Here is a 16,938-nt window from a genome sequence, read left to right on the forward strand (position 1 = left end):
GGGAGCAACGTCATCGGCGATAAGGCTTACGGTTCGCAAGCCATCAGAGAGTACATTACTTCTCGGGAGGGAAGTTATACTAATTCTTGATAGAAAGTATTAACATAGTTTCCCGGGCGCTGCGGGGGAGTTCAGTCGCTCAGGACTATTTCGACCGCTGTACGGTCTGCGCAGCTCGCTTTATGAATCTCCCCCGCAGCGCCTCTGTATTCGGCATTTTAATTGAGAAATAGTATTACACTATCCCGCCGAAGAGCGATAATCCCGAACCGTGGTTTATAGATGAGCATGTTTACAAGGAACGACACTTGGTTGAATGTTTCTTTCAGAAAATCAAATGGTTCCGTAGAATTTTCACCCGCTATGACAAACTTGACGCTTCGTTTTTCGCTTTTGTTCTTGTTGCTGCCAGTGTTATTTTATTGAAATAATACAAGCTGAAATGTTTTTTAAACAAGCCCTAGTATCAAAAGATCGCGCGAGATACTCACCGGTCGTAAATGTTCCACGTGGAACAACGAAAGCGGCCGGAAGCCGATGAGTCAGTTTTCATCGGCTTCCGGCCGCTTCTTGTTTTCGATCTGTTTCCGATCAGTTTTCGTTCCCATTCGCCCGGCGGCGGACGGCGCGGTATTTGGCCGCCTCCTCCACGAAGCGCCGGAAGAGGTTCAGGTCGGCGGGGAAATCGTGGATCATGCGCTCGGGGTGCCACTGCACGCCCATGCAGAACGAGCCGTCCTCCGCCTCGAACGCTTCGATCACGCCGTCGGGCGCCCAGGCGGTGGCCCTGAATCCCGGCGCGAGGGCGTCCAGCGCTTGATGATGGAAGCTGTTGACGGAAAATTTTTCGCCGAAAAGAGCGCCAACCAGCGAGTCTTTTTCGGCCGTCGCCTCGTGGCTGGGCCAGCGGCCGGGCATGTTCTGCTGGTGGCCGAATCTGACCGGGTCGTTGCCGAGGTGCTGGATCAGCGTGCCGCCGAGGGCCACGTTCATGATCTGAACGCCGCGGCACACGCCGAAAACCGGCATCCGCCGCGCGCGGGCCAGCTTGATCAGCGCGATCTGATAGAGGTCGAGCCCGGGATCGAGCCGCCCCAGCTTGGCGTCCGGCCCCTGACCGTACAGCATCGGCCAGACGTCGATGCCGCCGGGCACGAAAAGCCCGCCGGCCATGTCCAGATACTGCGCCAGCAGCGCCTCGTCCGTCGAGTCCGGCACGATGAACGGCGCGCCGCCCGCCTCCGTCAGCGCTCCCGTGTAGGAATTGTACACGCCGACGATGGGCGTCGTCCCCGGACAATCAAGATTGCACGCGACCGCAATGAGCGTTCTTTCCGCCACTTCGGATTCCCCCTGTTGTGTCTGTCGTCTTACAATATATAAATTTTTGCGCGCGGCTTTTCGCCCCTCAGGCGGAAAAGATCGCGCTCTTCAGCCGCTCGATGAACTCGTTCCCGCCGCGGATCAGCCTGCCCTCGGCATCGGCGAAGGCGTGCTTCGTCCAGCCCTCGGCGGCCAGCCGCCCGTCGGCGTGGCGCAGATGATAGCCGAAGGTCATGGCCGCGGCACCGCACTCGACGGGAAAGACTTCAAGCGTCGCCAGCTCGTCGTAGCGCAGCGGCGATTTGTAGCGGCAGCGCGCCTCGACGACCGGCAGAAAAACGCCGTGCCGCTCCCATTCGGGATAGGGCACGCCGAGGTCGCGGCAGTAATCGGAGCGCCCCGCCTCGAACCAGACGAAATAGTTGCTGTGATGGGCGATGCCCATCTGGTCGGTCTCGGCGTAACGCACGCGAAACGTGTAAGACCGTTTTTCACCTTTGGCTTCCATGGCGGGCTCCTAGAATTTCCAGATCAGCCACACGCCCAGCGCCAGCTGGGCGATCAGGACCGCGGGAACGCCCCACACGAAGTGCCAGTGCTTGGTCTTGTGCCGCCAGACTTTCATGCCCAGCAGCGCGCCCAGCGAGCCGCCGCACAGCGCCCACAGGAACAGGGCTTTTTCGCTGATGCGGCGCGCGTCCGCGTCGTCGTCGCGCAGGCAGTTGCGCTCGGCGATCTTCTTGTCGATGCCGTAGGCCGCGAACGCGCCCAGGTTCATGACGGCCAGAAACGCCAGTACAACCCATTTCACCATGTTTTCTCCTCTTCTTTCGCCGCTTCGCGCGAGATCGCGCCGATCGTCGCGCCGGCGGCTCTCTGCAAATCGCGGGGATCAAGCTCCATCTGCAGGCCGCGCCGTCCCGCGCTGACGGCGATGCATTCGTGCCGCAGCGCCGACTCGTCGAGGAACGTGGGCAGCTTTTTTTTCATGCCCAACGGCGAGCAGCCGCCGCGGACATAGCCCGTCAGCCCGAAAAGCTCCTTCATGTGGATCATCTCCACTTTATCGTATCCCGACAGCGCCGCCAGCTTTTTCAGATCCAGCTCCATCGCGCCGGGGATCACGGCCGCGAGCAGCTCTTTGGCGCGCCCGTCGCCCCGCAGCACCAGCGTCTTGTAGATGCGTTCCAGCGGCACCCCGCAGCTGGCCGCGGCGTGAGCGGCGCTGAGGTCGCTCTCGTCGGCTTCGTACTCGATCACGCGCACGGAGATGCGCAGCCGCTCCGCCTCGCGGACGGCGTTCGTCTTCGGCGTTTTCGCCACTTCGATCACCTCGCGCCCCATCATACACCATCCCGCGGCGCACGGGAACTCCCCCGCCCGATGAAACGACGCGTTCGCCCCTTCAGGAGAAAAGCCGCAGGAACAGGGCGTCACTCTGGCAATGTCTTCGTGTCGGCGCATCGTATTCCCTTCTTCATAAAGAGCGATCGCGGTCAGCGGCCGCCGGAGAAACGATGGCCGATGTGTTCGAGGCCGACGCGGAGCAGCGCGCTGACGTGCTCGTCGTCGAGCGAGTAATAAACCGTCTTGCCCTCGCGCCGCGCCCGTACCGCATGAGCCGCGCGCAGCAGCCCCAGCTGATGCGAGACCGCCGGCTGAGAGACGCCCATCAGGCGGGTCAGGTCGTAAACGCACAGTTCCGACGCTTTCAGCGCGCAGAGGATGCGCATCCGCGTCGGGTCGCCGAAAATTTTGAAGAATTCCGCCAGTTTCCGCAGCTTCTCTTCGTCGGGCAGCGCCCGGCGCACCGCTTCGACCGCCCGCTCACGGACCGCGGACGGGCCGGCAGTCACTCGTTCGTCATCGTCAAAGGCCACGCAGCTTCCCCCCTCTTCGCTCACGGCACAATGGTATGGCAAGAACGCCGCTTTGTCAAAAGGGAACGGCGTTCCCGGCGCGACCGTCCGGACGGATCCCCCGTTTTCGGGACGCGGAGCGGCGGCCCTTCACAAGCGCTGCCGGTCGTGCTAGACTTAGCCGTATCGACATTTCTACGGAAGAGGAGTTTCTTCACTATGAAAACGAGGACGCCCTTCATCAAAACGTTTGCGGCGATCGCCGCGCTGAGTCTCCTTGCCGCTCCGACCGCCGCGGAGGAGCCGCCGCTTCCCGTGAAGACGCTGTTTCTCGGCTCGGCCCGCTCGCATCCCCAGCGCCATTATTACGGCACCGTCCAGGGCTCGCAGCGCGTGAACCTGTCGTTCCGCGTGCCGGGGCCGCTGGTGGAGTTTCCCGTCGAGATGGGCTCGCGCGTCGCGAAGGGCGATCTGATCGGCCGCATCGACCCGCGCGACTTCCGCACGCGCCTCAGCGACGCCCAAAGCCAGCTTTCTCAAACGCAGGCGCGCTACGGCGAAGCGCTGAACAACTTCAGGCGCTACGACGAACTTTACAAAAAACAGTCCGTCTCTCAGGCGCAGTACGATCGTTACAAGACGGCGCTGGACGTGGCGCGTTCGGCGCTGAAAACGGCGGAAGCGAGCGTCGCCGCCGCGCAGGACGCGCTCGCCGACACGGAGCTGCGCGCCCCGTTTGGCGGCGTGATCGTGGCCCGCATGGCGGAAAACTTTCAGGACGTGCAGGCCAAGCAGCCCGTAGCCAGCCTGCAGAACCTCGACACGGTCGAGATCGTGATCCGCGTCTCCGAAGAAGACATCGCCAACATCGCCGTCGCCGACGAAAAAAACAGGATGTTCCGCCTTTCCGAAAAAGTCAGCCTCGACCTGGAAGCCACGCTCGACGAACTGCCCGGGCAGTCGTTCCGCGTCGCCTTCAAGGAAGTAGGCGCGCAGTCCGACCCGCGCACGCAGACTTATCCAGTCACCGTCACCATGCCGCAGCCGAAGAGCGCCCGCATCCTGCCGGGCATGGCGGTGAACGTCACGGCCAGCCTGATCGGTGGGGAAACGGGCGATCCGAACTTTTACGTTCCGCTCGAGGCGGTCGTGGGCGACGTGTCGGGGCGCACATGGGTCTGGCGCTGCGGGCGCGGCGGCAACATCGCCCGCATTCCCGTGACGCTGGGCGATTTTCGCGGCAGCCGCATCCAGATCACCGGCGAACTCGCGCCCGGCGATCAGATCGTCACCGTCGGCGCGCGCGGCCTGCGCGAAGGGCAAAAAGTCCGCGTCGTCGACTGAGCGGCCGTCCACGGAACGTTTTTTCTCCCCCCGCGCCGCGCGGGGCACTTTTTTCTCCGCCACGGCGGGAAACGACACGAAAGAGCTTGCACAATCTGCCAAAAGGCCCTATATTTATAAAACCGTCTCGCACGGCATATGGAACTCCGCGCGCCCCTCTTCGCGGAGAAAGGAGAAAAGTATGGTTCTCGATAAACTGCCAACTTTGAAGATCGGCCGGTACACGCCGCGCTTCCCCATCATCCAGGGCGGCATGGGCGTCCTCATTTCGGGGCCCAGCCTCAGCGGCGCCGTCGCGGCCGAAGGCGGCATCGGCACGTTGGCCACCGTCGGCATCGGCATGGCGACCATGACCTGCAACGTGGACAATTTTTTCAAGAAGAACGTGGAAGCCCTCAAGGATTTCGTCGCCAAGGCCCGCGAAAAGGCGAAAGGCGGCATCCTCGCCGCCAACTGCATGTGCGCGCTTCAGGATTACGAGCAGCAGGTGCGCGCCGTCTGCGAAGCCGGCATCGACATCATCATCTCCGGCGCCGGGCTGCCCCTCAAGCTGCCCGAGCTGACCAAGGATTTCCCCAACGTGGCGCTCGTACCGATCGTCAGCAGCCTCAAGGCCGCCTCGATCATCGTGCGGCGCTGGGTGAAGAACTACGGGCGCACGCCCGACGCCTTCGTCGTGGAAACGCCCAACGCCGCGGGCGGGCATCTGGGCGCCGCCAAGATCGAACAGGTCGACGACAAGGAGCTTTCGCTCGAGACGGTGATCCCGCAGCTCGTGAACTGGCTGAAAGAGATCAAGCTCAACATTCCCGTCATCGCCGCGGGCGGCATCTTCGACCGCACCGAGATGCTGCACGCTTTCGAACTGGGCGCCAGCGGCGTGCAGATGGGCACGCGCTTTGCCGCCAGCGCCGAGGGCGACGCCTCCGACGTCTTCAAACAGGCTTACGTCGACGCCAAGCCCGAGGACGTGGTGTTGATCAACAGCCCCTGCGGGCTGCCCGGCCGGGCGCTGCGCAGCCCGATGGTGGAGCGCTATCTCCGTCACGAGGACCGCCAGGACCCTTGCATCGCAAACTGCCTGGCGCACTGCGTCTACCGCGCCACGCACAAGACGTTCTGCATCGCCCGCGCCCTGATCCAGGCGCTCCAGGGCAACTGGGAGGAAGGGCTCTTCTTCTGCGGCACCAACGTGTGGCGCGTCAACAAGATCCAGACCGTGAGAGAGATCTTCAGCGATCTCTTCGGCGGCGATGAGCGGGGAAACAAAAGCTGCCGCCAAGATACTGCCCCTGATTCTCGATAGAACGGCTCAACCGTGAGCGCCCGGCGCCCCGAGGGAGTCCGGTCGCTGAGGACGATCTCGCGAACAGCGCCCTTGCGTTCGGCCTTTCAATCAAGAAACAGCGGCAGATGTCTCAAACGGAAAGAGCGCGGACGACCGGAATGAGATCCGGTCGTTCGCGCTCTTTTTATTTTCGTTCCTGTCGTTTTGTTCCAGCGAGCAGTGCCCCGGCACGCCGCGCCGGCTATTCGACGATCGTGATCCGGCCGCTGCCAAGCGGATTGCCGTACTTCTCCATCTTCACCTTGCCATGCAGATCCTCGGTAAAATATTTGACCAGGCACTCGGCGTCGGTGGGCAGGCCCTCGGCCTTCAGGACTTTGACGCCCGCAAGCGCGCCGTTGCCGTCGCCGCCTTCGAGCAGCACGTATTTCGAACTGGCCACGGTGTAGGCCGCCTCGGGGCGCAGCGGCCCGCCGCCCACGCGCACGTTGCGCACGCGGCGCGGCACCGTCTCGTCGACGCCCGCGAAGACGCCCTTGTCGTCAATTTTGACGGGGCTCTTCAGGGACGGCTCGACCTCGAAACTCAAGCCGGAAACCTGCAGAAATCCGCCGTTCTCCTCACCGGGCAGATGGCGGCAGCTGAACTCGAGCAGGTCGAGCAGGGTCTGTCCCGGCATCTCGACGACGCAGGTCGGATTGTTCCAGGGATTGACGTTCATCAGGCCGAGGCGGGTCACGTCGGGGCCGTCGACGGAAGCGCGCACGCCGCCGCCGTTGACGACGGCGATCTGGGCGCCGAGCACGGCGCGGTAGGCGTCGGCCACGAAATCGCCCATGCTGCACTCGCCCAGGCGCACGCGGCGCGTGCCGGTGCGGGGGTCGTCGATCGCCAGCGGCACTTCGGCGACGCCGAGCTTTTCGTTCAGATAGGCCACTTTTTCGTGACACCGGTCGATCAGGGACTGCACGTCGGCGTACGCTTTCTGCGACGCCTCGCTCTTTTTCTCGTCGACGTCGCCGGGATGAAGCAGCTCGGTGCGGATGGAGCCGTCTTTGGCCAACGTCATCTTGCCGAAGAACATGAACTTGCTGCCCGTCTGGCTGTAACGCACGTCCTTGCCGTCGGCATTCTTGTAGACTTCGCCGGCAAAAGCCTCGTGGGAATGGCCGTCGATCACGGCGTCGATGCCGCGGGTCCGGGCGATCACGTCGATAGAGCGCCAGTCTTCGTTGATGCCGTTGATGCCAAGATGCGCCAGCAGGATCACGATCTCGGCGCCCTCTTTGCGCGCGCGATCCACGGCCGCCTGGACTTTGGCGACGAAGTCCTTTTCGCCGAAGCCGTAGATCTGCCGGCCGTTTTCGTCTTCGAAGTATTTGGGCGTCGACGAGGTATAGGTCGAAGGCGTGCAGACGCCGACGAAGGCGACCTGGCGACCGCCCAGCGCCAGGATCTTGCAGGGCGGCAGCACCGGCTTGTGCGTGCGCAGGTCCTCGAAGTTGGCGCTCAGCACGGGGAACGCGGCCGACTTCTGCACGAGCGCGAGGAAGTTCGCCGTGCCGTAGTCGAATTCATGATTGCCCGGCACCGCCAGATCGTAGGGAACGGCGTTCATCAGCGCAACGATGTCGGCGCCCTTGGTCAGCGAACCGGCCATCTCGCCCTGAATGAAGTCGCCGGCGTCGACGACGGCCGTCTCGTAACCGGCCTCGATCATCTGCCGGCGATAGGCCGCCAGCTTCGCGTAACCGTCGATGCCGCAATGGATGTCGTTCGTGTAAAGCACGACGGCGTCCCGCGGCTCCGCCTTAACCTTGACGTCCTGGCCGCGTCCGGCCACAAGCAACAGCACGAAGGCGGCCGTCAGCGCCGCTAAACCGCCGAACAAATACTTCCGTGACTTTTCCATCGTATCCATTCCTTTCCCTCACCAGAGATTTTTTCAGGCGAAGCCCCGCCGCGCCCTGTTTGAAATTTCGTTCAGATTATAGCAGATGACAACGCAATTTTCTAATTTCTCGCCGCGTCCTTGCCGGACTGGGCGATGATCGAGTCGAGCAGCACGGCGACGGCGTCGAGCAGGGGCTGAGATTCGGCCGCGATCTCGCCGCTGCCGGCCTTTTCGTAGATCTCGCGCATCTGGTCGCTGATGTTTTCGAGGGCTTTCACGGCGCGGCGGTTGGCGCGGCGCGCCTTTTTCTCGGCCGTCTTCTTCTGCTCCTTCGTCAGCGTTTTCTCCGCAGCGGAGACTGAGAGCGCCGTTTCGACTTTCGCAACGGGCGCGCCTTTTTCCTCGGCGACGGCCGCGCCGCCGGGATCGGCGGGCGTCTCGGTCTCGGCGATCTTCTCGGGAAGCGGCGCGGCCTTGGCGTCGGCGATCGCCTCGCTGAGCTTCTGGCCGGCTTCGCGGGGCACGAGCGCCACTTCCTGATCGAGCTCGGGCACCAGCGCCTCGAAGCCACGCGTTTTCAGGGCCTCGGCCAGACTTTGCGCGGCTTCGGCTTCGCCGTGGGTGACGAAGAACTTCGGCATGGTGGGACGGAAGCGTTCGGCCCAGCCGAGCAGGTCGGTGCGGTCGGCATGGGCCGAGAAGCCGCCGATGGTGTGGATCTGCGCGTTGACGTTGACGACTTCGCCGGCGATGCGCACGGTCTTGGCGCGGTCGACGATGCGGCGTCCCAGCGTGCCGTGCGCCTGGTAGCCCACGAAGACGACGTGGTTGTCGGGGTTCCAGATGCCGTTCTTGAGATGATGGACGATGCGCCCGCCGTTGCACATGCCGCTGCCGGCCATGACCACGCCGAAGCCGAGGTTATTGACGGCCTGCGACTCCTCGCGCGTGGAGACGTAGCGGATGTCCTCGCTGGAGAAGGGATTGCCGCCGTCGCGGCGGTAAGCCTGGATCTCCTGCGACAGCAGGTCGAGATGGCTCTCGTAGAGTTTGCTGACTTTGACGCCCATCGGCGAATCGAAGAACACCGGCATGCCGCCGCCCACGCCCTGCCCGCGCAGCAGCTCCAGCTCGTACATGATGCGCTGGGCTCGGTCGACCACGAAGGTAGGGATGAACACTTTGCCCTTCTTTTTGGCGAAGATGTCCTTCATCAGCGTCTGAAATTCTTCGCGGGTCTGCCGGTTGTCCTTGTGCTCGCGGTTGCCGTAGGTGGACTCGATGACGACGTAATCGGCGTCGGTGATCTCCGCCGGCGCGCGTCCCATCACGGTCTGCATGGGGCCGAGATCGCCGGAGAAGACAAGGCGCACGATGCGCCCTTCTTCCTCGATGAGGATTTCCAAAATGGCGCTGCCAAGGATGTGTCCGGCGTCGCGGAAGCGGACCGACACGCCGGGGAGGATTTCGAGGCGCGAGTCGTAATTGACGGGCGCGAAAAGTTTTTTGGCGGCGTCGGCTTCTTCCTGCCCGTAGATCGGTTCCGCGGGCGGCAGGCCGCGGCGGGCGTTCTTGGCGCTCTGCCATTCGGCGTCTTCGCGCATGAGGCGCACCGAGTCGTCCCAGAGGATCTCGGTCAGTTCGATGGTCGGCAGCGTCGCGTAAATTTTGCCGCGGAAGCCCTCCTTGACCAGCTTGGGGATGCGGCCGGAGTGGTCGATGTGCGCGTGCGTCAGCAGCACCGCGTCGATCGAACCGGCAGCGTAGGGGAACGGATCGTCGTTGGCTTCTTCCCGCTCGCCCTGATGCATGCCGCAGTCGATGAGCAGACGATGCCCTCCGGCTTCGAGCAGATAATTGGAACCGGTCACTTCTTTGGCGGCGCCGCAGAATTTCAGCAGCATGAGCAGCCCTCCTTCGTGGCGTTTCGGTCGCCGAGGCTGAAGCGCGCCCGGTCGAGGCAGTCGTTGATGCAGCCGAGGCGTTCGGGCGGAAAGTGTTCGGCGGTAAGTCCCGCTTCGCGGCGCAGATTCTCCGCCAGTTCGTCGGGATAGGAATAAAGATAGACGACGCGGCGGATGCCGGCGTTGATGATCGCTTTGGTGCAGAAGGAACAGGGCGAATGGGTGCAGTACAGCGAGGCTCCGGCCGTGGAAACGCCGACCGACGCCGCCTGGGCGATGGCGTTCAGCTCGGCGTGCGAGCCGCGGCAGATCTCGTGCCGTTCTCCTGAGGGGATGCCCAGTTTGGTGCGCAGACATCCCGTCTCGAAGCAGTGCGGCGTGCCCTTGGGAGCGCCGTTGTACCCCGTGCTGATGATCTGCCCGTCCCTGACGATCACGGCGCCGACCTGGCGGCGCAGGCAGGTGCTCCTCGTCGCGGCGACCAGCGCGAGAGTCATGAAGTAACTTTCCCAGTCGGGACGCTGATAAGACATTTCCAATGATCGCTCCTTTGCGAAAGACCGCGAAAAAATTTCGCGAAAAACTTTTCCGCGCCGGATTTTTATCGTTTGAACTGTCCGGCGCTATGGTTTATTATAAAGCAGTTGAGCGGGAATTGACAGCGCGAAGAAATTTCCGCGCCGGAACGCAGTTTTCCGGAGCCGTTCCTTCGCCGCAAATTTTTGAGGTGAAAATCGCATGTTCGCAAACCGTTCCGTCTTCGCCTGGTGCCTCTACGACACCGGACACTGCGCCTTCGCCACCGTCGTCATGGCCGTGGTGCTGCCCGTCTACTACCAGAACGTCGTCGCCGGCGGCGGATCGTGGGCGCTGTCGTCGTGGGGCTACGCTTCGTCGGTCGCGCTGCTCCTTTCGGCCCTGCTCACGCCCGTCGTGGGCACGTACGTCGACGGCCGCCCGCTGAAGAAAAAATTCCTGCTGGCCTTCGCCGCGCTCGGCATCGCCGCCTCGGCCGCGCTGGCCTTCTCGGGGCAAGGGACGTGGCTTTACTCGCTCTCCTGCATGGTGCTGGGCACGGTCGGCCTCTCGGTGGCGTCGGTGTGTTACGACGCGCTGCTCACGTTCGTCGCGCCGCCGGGCACGATGGACCGCGTTTCCACGCTCGGCTACGGCGTCGGCTACCTCGGCGGCGGCGTGCTGCTGGCCCTCGACATGATCCTGATCGCCCGCTTCGGCGAGCCGGGCGTGAAGATGTCGTTCCTGTCGGTCGCGCTCTGGTGGAGCGCCGCCGCGGCCGTGCTCACGGCGTGGGTGCCCGAGCCGCCGGCGGCCAACAACGCGCCCTCGGGGCTGAGGCAAACGCTGCGCGCGCTGGCGCACAGCTGGACGGAACTGAAGCAGTACCCCGAGGCGCTGCGTTTCATGGTCTCGTTCTGGCTCTACAACGACGGCATCGGCACGATCGTCCGCATGGCCGCCGTGTTCGGCGCCGGACTGGGGATCTCGCAAAACCATCTCGTCGGCGCCATGCTGGCGACGCAGTTCGTGGGCGTGCCTTTCGCGCTCGTCTTCGCCCGTCTGGCGGAAAAATCCGGCAGCAAGCGCGCCGTCATGATCGCGCTTGCGTGGTATACGATTGTCGCCGTCGGAGCGATGTTCATCACGCAGGACTGGCATTTCTGGCTGATGGCCGTCGCCGTCGGCATGGTGCAGGGCGGCTCGCAGGCCATCAGCCGTTCGATCTACGCCTCGATGCTGCCCGCCGGGCGCAGCGGTCACTTCTTCGGCCTCTACAACGTCTCCAGCAAATTCGCCGGCATCGTCGGCCCGGCGCTGTGCGGCTTCGTCGCCCAAGCGACGGGTTCGCTGCGGCTGGCCGTGGGCGTGATCGCGCTGAACTTCATCGCCGGCATGGCGATCCTCGCCGGCGTGGACGTGGACAAGGGACGCGCCCGCGTCGCCGCGCAGTGAAAAAAATGCCGAATTATTACAATTACATCCTCCGCTGCGCCGACGGCACGCTGTACAGCGGCTCCACCGTCGATCCCCAAAAGCGCCTGGCCGCCCACAACGCCGGACGCGGCGCCAAATATACGCGCTCGCGCCGCCCCGTGCGCATGATCGCCCTCTGGCAGTGGCCGGACAAAGGCGCGGCCATGAGCGCCGAAGCGCGCGTCAAGCGCCTGACGCGGGAAGAAAAACTGGCGCTGGCGGCGGGCGTTTCCTTCCCGTCCGGAGGGAAGCGCGTCTCCGTTCCGAAGGAAAAACGGCCCAGACGAAATTAGGGAGGGGCTCATGGCGTCAAGCAAAGAGTTTTTGTCTTTGATCATGGAACGACTCTCGGAACTGCCGGAAGTCGCTTTCCGGCCGATGATGGGAGAATACGTCCTCTATTATCGGGACAAAGTCATCGGCGGCGTTTACGACGACCGTTTCCTCGTCAAGCCCGTCGCGGCGGCCATCTCACTGATGCCCGACGCGGCCTTCGAACTTCCCTACGAGGGCGGGAAGCCGATGCTCATGGTACGCGACGCCAGCGACCGGGCTTTCCTCAGAAAGCTCGTCGAAGCGACGTACGACGCGCTGCCGGCCGCCGGGGAAAAGAAATAACCGCTCCGCTTCCGTTTTGGAACATCACTGGGAGGTGTTGTCATGACGTTACAGGAACAGGCGCGCCAGTGCGCCCAAATAATCCATGATTCCCGCGACACGGCCGCCGTCAGCGGCGCCGGGCTGTCCACCGCGGCGGGGATCCCCGACTTCCGCGGGCCGCAGGGCATTTACCGGCGCGCCGACGTGGAAGCCGACAAACTCTTCGACATCAACTACTTCGAACGCGATCCGTCGTATTATTATCGTTTTCACCGCGAATGCGAGCGCATGCTGGCGCACATCGAGCCGACCTTCACGCACAAATTCCTCGCCCGCCTCGAGGCCGAGGGCCGGTTGAGCGGCATCGTCACGCAGAACTTCGACGGCCTGCACGAAGCCGCCGGGTCGAAAGCAGTCTACCAGATCCATGGCACGATCCGCCGCGCCCACTGTACCAAATGCGGCGAATATTACGGCTACGACGCCGTCAACCGAATGCTCGAGACGGCCGACGTGCCGATCTGCCATTGCGGCGGCGTGATCAAGCCCGACATCGTCTTTTTCGGAGAAAGCGTCAAATACCTGACGGAATGCGAGCGGCTCTGCTCGCGCGCCGAGCTGCTCTTCGTGCTCGGCTCGTCGCTCAACGTCGTGCCGGCGGCGCTCCTGCCCCAGCTCTGCCGCGGCAAAATCGTGGTCGTCAACCGCGGCGAAGTGTCCGCCGACTATCTGCCGCCGTCGCGCATCACCCTGCGCGTCGACGCCGACCTCGACGCTTTCTTCCGCGCCGTCGAGGCCGAATTGGCAACGCTGCGGTGAATGTCCCGCGCGGTTGCATTTTATTTCATCACAGAAAAACCGTCCCGAAGATCTATTAATATTTCTCCATAGGACAGCCAAAATGTTCAGAGCTAAGTTATAATGCCCGTGAAATATAAGATCACATCAGACCAAAAAGCGGAAATCGAAGCCGTGCGGAAAAAAATCGGAACAAGACAATCGAAGCCAGGCTGAGACTCCTCAGCCTGCACGCCAAGGGCAAGACTCTGAAAGAAATCAGCGAAATCACGGAATGCCACTTCACGAACGTCAGCAAGATCATCTCGCAGTTTATCCATCGCGGCCTCTCGTATATGCTGCAATGCCATTACCTTGATAATCTTCGCAATCTAACTTATGAGCAGGAAGAAACCGTACTTGCACCTTATTCTGGAGAAAGCCGGAAAAGGAGAAATCATTTCGGTTGCAAAAATAGCCCAGCCTATCAGACCGCGGTTGGACATGCCAGCGGTCTGACTCATGTTTATGCGGTCCTAAAACGTCATGGCTGGAGAAAAGTCATGCCGCGCAGCCGTCACCCCAGGAAAGCGAACGAGGAGGCCATCAAGGCCTCAAAAAATTAACGAGCACATTCAGGAACTAAGGAATCGCTAATTATTTCGTCCAAACGAAAGCATCAATTTTGTTTTCAAACGAATAACTTGAAAACCTTTTAACGATCTTAAATAAATAACCATCCTGTAAGCATATTATGTCCCCTCGATGTGGTATAAAAACAGCAAAAAAGGAGTCCCTATCATGTTCCGCCCAAATAACGACTACTTTATCGCGATCGTCGAATGCGGCAGCGCCACCAAAGCGGCCGAAAAGCTTCTGGTTTCCCAGTCTTCCCTCAGCCAGTACCTAAAGCGACTTGAAGAATTCCTCGGCGTGGAACTGTTCGACCACCACACATCGCCCCTGAAACTGACCTTTGCCGGTGAACGGTATTACGCCTACGCACGGCAGGCGAAGAAAGCAGAAGAGAATATCATTCGCGAGTTTCAAGATATCCGTGCGGAAGAAGCCGGCCGTCTCAAGCTCGGCCTTGCCCTGTGGCGAGGAGCTTGCCTGCTTCCGGATGTGTTTCCCGCTTTTCACGCCCGCTACCCCCGTATCCAACTGGAGTTGATGGAGGGCTCGTCTGCTGTTCTAGAAAAAGCACTAATGAACGACCATATCACTCTGGCAGTGCTGAACGTTCCTCATAATATCGATTACAATAAATTGTTTTGCGAAAAGATTTTTGAGGAACCGATCTTACTAGCAGTGCCCAACAGCCACCCCATGGCACAGCAGGCACTGGCAGACAACATTCCCCCCAAAGGAGCATACCCCCGCATCTCCATCAACATTCTGCGCAGATTTCCCGTAATTCTTACCAAGCAGGGACAAAACCTAACCTCCGCCGTTCGTTCTGCCCTTGCGTGGAATGACATTGAGCCCGACATTCTTTTGGAAACAGCCAACCTGACCACCGCCATCAACCTTGTGGCACGAGGCATGGCCTGCGCCTTCGTTCCCGCCGAGGGCGCCCGCGTATGCGCCCATCCGGGACTGGTTACTTTCTTTGACACAGGGCTGCCTGATCTGATCTGGCCATTGTCCGTTGTGTACCGGAAAGACATTTACCTTCCCCGCATCCCGAGGCTGTTCATTCAGTCACTGAAGGAACAGCTAAAGGAGCCCGAATGACAAACAGAGGAGCGAAAAGCATTTTCAAGGCTTCGCTCCTCTGTTCTTTTTCTATTATTTTGAGCCGTCCTCCATATCGCGGGCAAACTTGGATCTGGAAACAAGAAACTCTTTCCACGCTTTAGGATTTCTGAAAGAAGCTTCGCCCTTCTGCACCTTTTCAAGTGTTTCAAACAGAGCTCCATGGGCAGGATGGCTGGCAAGGCAGACATCAACCTTCAGATCCATCATATCATCACAGTCATCAATAAAGCGTCTGCGCTGAGAGCGAGGCAGTCCTGCCTTGTCAAGAATCTCATCACTCATGGTCAGCACACCAACTCCGCCGTGCATGGCCGCCACAACAGGATTCCCCTGTTCATCAGGATGAGTGATGAAGAAAGTTGTTGTTCCGGGAGTATGTCCGGGGGTCAGGCGGGTCCGGATTTCCACATCGCCAAGACAAATCGGCTCCGCGTCATTGTAATGGTAATCGACTTCGTAGTCGTACGCCTTGAAATTCAAGGTCAAACCGACATATTGGCTTCCTTCTGTACGGCGGAACGCATCGTCTTCAGCAGACAGCCAGATAGGCACACCGGTCAGTTCCCGCATCATTTTCGCGGCACCATCATGGTCAATATGCGCATGACTCAAAAGAATATGTTTAATGTCTTCAGGCTTATATCCAAGCCGGTAAATGGCATCGACAAGCTGATAGGATGTTTCTGCGGTCGTTGTATCAAGCAGGATCAAACCATCACCGGTATCGACCAGATAGGCACCAACCCATTTGCCTCCAACGTAGTAAATTCGGTTTGTCACCGGGAAGGGCCTTACAGCCACTTCCCAAGGACGGTCACAAGTACTGTCGATGATGCAGAGAGAAGAAATTTTTGCCATGATCTTTTCACCTTACATAAACAGGACACCGGTAACGATCATTGCTCCAATGATAACGAAACTGCAGATCCAGCATCTCCAATAGGAGAATTTCATATGCTCGATAACATTAATACCGGCCAGTTCTGCACCAAGGTTCGTAGCAGCCACAAGAGGTGAGCATGCGGTTCCGTACTGAAGGATGAAAACCATCATGACGGCAGCAGGAGAAAAACCCATAGATTTACCGATACCCGTAAGGATAGGATAAATAGGCATCATGACCTGATAAGGAAGCACCAGGTAAATGGGAACAAGCAGCAGACCAAAAATAACATGAGTATAGCGGGCCAGTGTTGCAGGAATGGCCTTGAGAATAACATCAATAACGGCATTAACCATACCAGAAGATTTCATGACACCGACCATGACGCTGATGCCCATGAACAGCAGTGCGGGCGCCAGCATCGTCGCGGAGAACTTTCTGATCAGCGTATTCTGATCTTTGACATCGCGATAATTCACGACCAACGTGATGCAGGTGAAGATCATGAACAGGATATATGTAGCCAGCGCCTTGAGGGCAAACAGGCACACGATAGAAGCAGTAAAGATAATGAAGTTAATCCAGAAATACTGAGGTCTGGCATAGGGGGAGTCGGAGAAATCAGGAGCAGCAATATCCGCAGCGGGAGCAGGCTCAAGCCCCTTCTTCTGCTTCATGGAGATGCTAATACCAAACATCAAGGCACTGACAAGTGCACAAACCAGAGCAACGCCCGCATAGGGGAGCATCTTTGCGGAAAGCACGTCAGCGCTAACTTCAGCGAAAGGTGTCAGCTGTACAACCAGAGCGCTCCAAGGAGTAACGCACATAACTGTGGCTCCCATAACGGCCAGGTACATAAGAATGCGGGAATCAATGTTCATCTTCTTATACAAAGGAAGCAAAGTAGGGATCGTGATCAGATATGTCGTATTATAGGCGCCGTCAAGATGACCAATTATAGCAATCAGCACGGTGCAAAATAGAACAACGAAAACATTGTTCTTTGTCAACTTTGTAATATGAAAAACAACAGTGTCAAACATTCCTGTCTCTGACAAAATACTGAAATAGGCCACAGAAAATAGAATCAGCATAATGGTGGGCATCAGTGATGCGACACCGCTGACAACAAACTTGCTGATATCCTTCAGAGGGAACCCGGCCAGAACGGCGAAAACAATAGGAACAATGATAAAGGGGACAATCATATGAACCTTTTTCGACAGGACCAGGACAAAGCACGTGGCAATCATAAGGAATCCTAATATTGCAAGCATAACAAAATCCTCCCTTGTTGTTTTTTGTCAGGA

At 59.9% G+C, this 16,938-nt stretch carries 19 protein-coding genes; 8 read left to right on the forward strand and 11 right to left on the reverse strand.

Annotated elements, in window-relative coordinates; all coding sequences use genetic code 11:
• Positions 1-591 precede the first annotated feature (591 nt).
• The 5 genes from D7D26_RS06785 to D7D26_RS06805 form a co-directional block, all read right to left on the reverse strand.
• A complete protein-coding gene (locus tag D7D26_RS06785; protein ID WP_158606296.1) occupies positions 592-1,341 on the reverse strand; it encodes a gamma-glutamyl-gamma-aminobutyrate hydrolase family protein in 750 nt (249 codons plus the stop codon).
• A 67-nt stretch (positions 1,342-1,408) separates the two neighbouring features.
• The gene (locus tag D7D26_RS06790) at positions 1,409-1,831 is read right to left on the reverse strand and encodes an acyl-CoA thioesterase (RefSeq protein WP_078016768.1); all 423 of its coding nucleotides are present in this window, start codon (positions 1,829-1,831) and stop codon (positions 1,409-1,411) included.
• A 9-nt stretch (positions 1,832-1,840) separates the two neighbouring features.
• Positions 1,841-2,137 carry a DUF1294 domain-containing protein gene (locus tag D7D26_RS06795; protein ID WP_120372532.1) on the reverse strand — a complete coding sequence of 99 codons (297 nt, stop codon included), beginning with the start codon at positions 2,135-2,137 and terminating at the stop codon, positions 1,841-1,843.
• Positions 2,131-2,787, reverse strand: a complete 657-nt coding sequence (gene ybaK / locus D7D26_RS06800; protein WP_120372533.1) for a Cys-tRNA(Pro) deacylase — start codon at positions 2,785-2,787, stop codon at positions 2,131-2,133. The genes D7D26_RS06795 and ybaK overlap by 7 nt, the downstream gene beginning before the upstream one ends.
• Before the next feature lie 32 nt (positions 2,788-2,819).
• Entirely contained in the window at positions 2,820-3,203 is a 384-nt protein-coding gene (locus D7D26_RS06805; RefSeq protein ID WP_078016771.1) for an ArsR/SmtB family transcription factor, read from the reverse strand.
• A gap of 198 nt (positions 3,204-3,401) precedes the next feature.
• Between D7D26_RS06805 and D7D26_RS06810 the strand changes: the two genes are divergently transcribed.
• On the forward strand, positions 3,402-4,526 hold the full coding sequence (locus tag D7D26_RS06810) for an efflux RND transporter periplasmic adaptor subunit (protein WP_158606297.1): 1,125 nt from the start codon (positions 3,402-3,404) through the stop codon (positions 4,524-4,526).
• Between the two features lie 181 nt (positions 4,527-4,707).
• The gene (locus D7D26_RS06815; protein WP_120372535.1) at positions 4,708-5,832 is read left to right on the forward strand and encodes an NAD(P)H-dependent flavin oxidoreductase; all 1,125 of its coding nucleotides are present in this window, start codon (positions 4,708-4,710) and stop codon (positions 5,830-5,832) included.
• Between the two features lie 223 nt (positions 5,833-6,055).
• On the opposite strand, the gene D7D26_RS06820 is transcribed toward D7D26_RS06815, so the two are convergent.
• From D7D26_RS06820 to D7D26_RS06830, 3 genes are all read right to left on the reverse strand, one after another.
• Positions 6,056-7,735, reverse strand: a complete 1,680-nt coding sequence (locus D7D26_RS06820; RefSeq protein ID WP_120372536.1) for a bifunctional metallophosphatase/5'-nucleotidase — start codon at positions 7,733-7,735, stop codon at positions 6,056-6,058.
• Between the two features lie 92 nt (positions 7,736-7,827).
• A complete protein-coding gene (locus D7D26_RS06825; RefSeq protein WP_120372537.1) occupies positions 7,828-9,612 on the reverse strand; it encodes an MBL fold metallo-hydrolase RNA specificity domain-containing protein in 1,785 nt (594 codons plus the stop codon).
• Positions 9,603-10,145, reverse strand: coding sequence for a deoxycytidylate deaminase (locus tag D7D26_RS06830; RefSeq protein WP_078016777.1), 543 nt, complete (start codon positions 10,143-10,145; stop codon positions 9,603-9,605). The genes D7D26_RS06825 and D7D26_RS06830 overlap by 10 nt, the downstream gene beginning before the upstream one ends.
• 205 nt (positions 10,146-10,350) lie before the next feature.
• Here D7D26_RS06830 and D7D26_RS06835 point away from each other — a divergent pair, with 205 nt between their 5' ends.
• Genes D7D26_RS06835 through D7D26_RS06850 form a run of 4 tightly spaced genes read left to right on the forward strand, consistent with a single transcriptional unit; the run spans position 10,351 to position 13,023 of the window.
• Positions 10,351-11,583 carry an MFS transporter gene (locus D7D26_RS06835; RefSeq protein ID WP_120372538.1) on the forward strand — a complete coding sequence of 411 codons (1,233 nt, stop codon included), beginning with the start codon at positions 10,351-10,353 and terminating at the stop codon, positions 11,581-11,583.
• Positions 11,584-11,588: 5 nt separating this feature from the next.
• Positions 11,589-11,897: a GIY-YIG nuclease family protein gene (locus D7D26_RS06840; protein WP_078016795.1), complete on the forward strand. Its 309-nt coding sequence runs from the start codon at positions 11,589-11,591 to the stop codon at positions 11,895-11,897.
• A 10-nt stretch (positions 11,898-11,907) separates the two neighbouring features.
• Positions 11,908-12,222 (forward strand): TfoX/Sxy family protein, encoded by a 315-nt coding sequence (locus D7D26_RS06845; RefSeq protein WP_120372539.1) that lies wholly within the window; start codon positions 11,908-11,910, stop codon positions 12,220-12,222.
• Positions 12,223-12,264: 42 nt separating this feature from the next.
• Positions 12,265-13,023 carry an SIR2 family NAD-dependent protein deacylase gene (locus D7D26_RS06850; RefSeq protein ID WP_120372540.1) on the forward strand — a complete coding sequence of 253 codons (759 nt, stop codon included), beginning with the start codon at positions 12,265-12,267 and terminating at the stop codon, positions 13,021-13,023.
• A gap of 92 nt (positions 13,024-13,115) precedes the next feature.
• Here D7D26_RS06850 and D7D26_RS06855 read toward each other — a convergent pair whose 3' ends face one another.
• Positions 13,116-13,322 carry a hypothetical protein gene (locus D7D26_RS06855; RefSeq protein WP_120372541.1) on the reverse strand — a complete coding sequence of 69 codons (207 nt, stop codon included), beginning with the start codon at positions 13,320-13,322 and terminating at the stop codon, positions 13,116-13,118.
• A 222-nt stretch (positions 13,323-13,544) separates the two neighbouring features.
• Here D7D26_RS06855 and D7D26_RS12620 point away from each other — a divergent pair, with 222 nt between their 5' ends.
• Together D7D26_RS12620 and D7D26_RS06865 are read left to right on the forward strand one after the other, a co-directional pair.
• Positions 13,545-13,607: a hypothetical protein gene (locus tag D7D26_RS12620; protein WP_233543489.1), complete on the forward strand. Its 63-nt coding sequence runs from the start codon at positions 13,545-13,547 to the stop codon at positions 13,605-13,607.
• Positions 13,608-13,746: 139 nt separating this feature from the next.
• Positions 13,747-14,718, forward strand: a complete 972-nt coding sequence (locus tag D7D26_RS06865) for a LysR family transcriptional regulator (RefSeq protein ID WP_120372542.1) — start codon at positions 13,747-13,749, stop codon at positions 14,716-14,718.
• A 54-nt stretch (positions 14,719-14,772) separates the two neighbouring features.
• Here D7D26_RS06865 and D7D26_RS06870 read toward each other — a convergent pair whose 3' ends face one another.
• Both D7D26_RS06870 and D7D26_RS06875 read right to left on the reverse strand, forming a co-directional pair.
• Entirely contained in the window at positions 14,773-15,600 is an 828-nt protein-coding gene (locus D7D26_RS06870; RefSeq protein WP_120372543.1) for an MBL fold metallo-hydrolase, read from the reverse strand.
• Between the two features lie 12 nt (positions 15,601-15,612).
• Positions 15,613-16,905: an SLC13 family permease gene (locus D7D26_RS06875; protein ID WP_120372544.1), complete on the reverse strand. Its 1,293-nt coding sequence runs from the start codon at positions 16,903-16,905 to the stop codon at positions 15,613-15,615.
• Between the last annotated feature and the right edge of the window lie 33 nt (positions 16,906-16,938).

Origin of the sequence: Pyramidobacter sp. CG50-2, assembly GCF_003612005.1 — a bacterium.
Classification (GTDB): domain Bacteria; phylum Synergistota; class Synergistia; order Synergistales; family Dethiosulfovibrionaceae; genus Pyramidobacter.

Excerpts from the sequence above, each read along its gene's own strand:
- D7D26_RS06790 (WP_078016768.1), bottom strand. The coding sequence starts at position 1,831 with ATGGAAGCCAAAGGTGAAAAACGGTCTTACACGTTTCGCGTGCGTTAC.
- D7D26_RS06795 (WP_120372532.1), bottom strand. The coding sequence starts at position 2,137 with ATGGTGAAATGGGTTGTACTGGCGTTTCTGGCCGTCATGAACCTGGGC.
- ybaK (WP_120372533.1), bottom strand. The coding sequence starts at position 2,787 with ATGCGCCGACACGAAGACATTGCCAGAGTGACGCCCTGTTCCTGCGGC.
- D7D26_RS06810 (WP_158606297.1), top strand. The coding sequence starts at position 3,402 with ATGAAAACGAGGACGCCCTTCATCAAAACGTTTGCGGCGATCGCCGCG.
- D7D26_RS06815 (WP_120372535.1), top strand. The coding sequence starts at position 4,708 with ATGGTTCTCGATAAACTGCCAACTTTGAAGATCGGCCGGTACACGCCG.
- D7D26_RS06820 (WP_120372536.1), bottom strand. The coding sequence starts at position 7,735 with ATGGATACGATGGAAAAGTCACGGAAGTATTTGTTCGGCGGTTTAGCG.
- D7D26_RS06825 (WP_120372537.1), bottom strand. The coding sequence starts at position 9,612 with ATGCTGCTGAAATTCTGCGGCGCCGCCAAAGAAGTGACCGGTTCCAAT.
- D7D26_RS06830 (WP_078016777.1), bottom strand. The coding sequence starts at position 10,145 with ATGTCTTATCAGCGTCCCGACTGGGAAAGTTACTTCATGACTCTCGCG.
- D7D26_RS06835 (WP_120372538.1), top strand. The coding sequence starts at position 10,351 with ATGTTCGCAAACCGTTCCGTCTTCGCCTGGTGCCTCTACGACACCGGA.
- D7D26_RS06840 (WP_078016795.1), top strand. The coding sequence starts at position 11,589 with ATGCCGAATTATTACAATTACATCCTCCGCTGCGCCGACGGCACGCTG.
- D7D26_RS06845 (WP_120372539.1), top strand. The coding sequence starts at position 11,908 with ATGGCGTCAAGCAAAGAGTTTTTGTCTTTGATCATGGAACGACTCTCG.
- D7D26_RS06850 (WP_120372540.1), top strand. The coding sequence starts at position 12,265 with ATGACGTTACAGGAACAGGCGCGCCAGTGCGCCCAAATAATCCATGAT.
- D7D26_RS06855 (WP_120372541.1), bottom strand. The coding sequence starts at position 13,322 with ATGGATAAACTGCGAGATGATCTTGCTGACGTTCGTGAAGTGGCATTC.
- D7D26_RS06865 (WP_120372542.1), top strand. The coding sequence starts at position 13,747 with ATGTGGTATAAAAACAGCAAAAAAGGAGTCCCTATCATGTTCCGCCCA.
- D7D26_RS06870 (WP_120372543.1), bottom strand. The coding sequence starts at position 15,600 with ATGGCAAAAATTTCTTCTCTCTGCATCATCGACAGTACTTGTGACCGT.
- D7D26_RS06875 (WP_120372544.1), bottom strand. The coding sequence starts at position 16,905 with ATGCTTGCAATATTAGGATTCCTTATGATTGCCACGTGCTTTGTCCTG.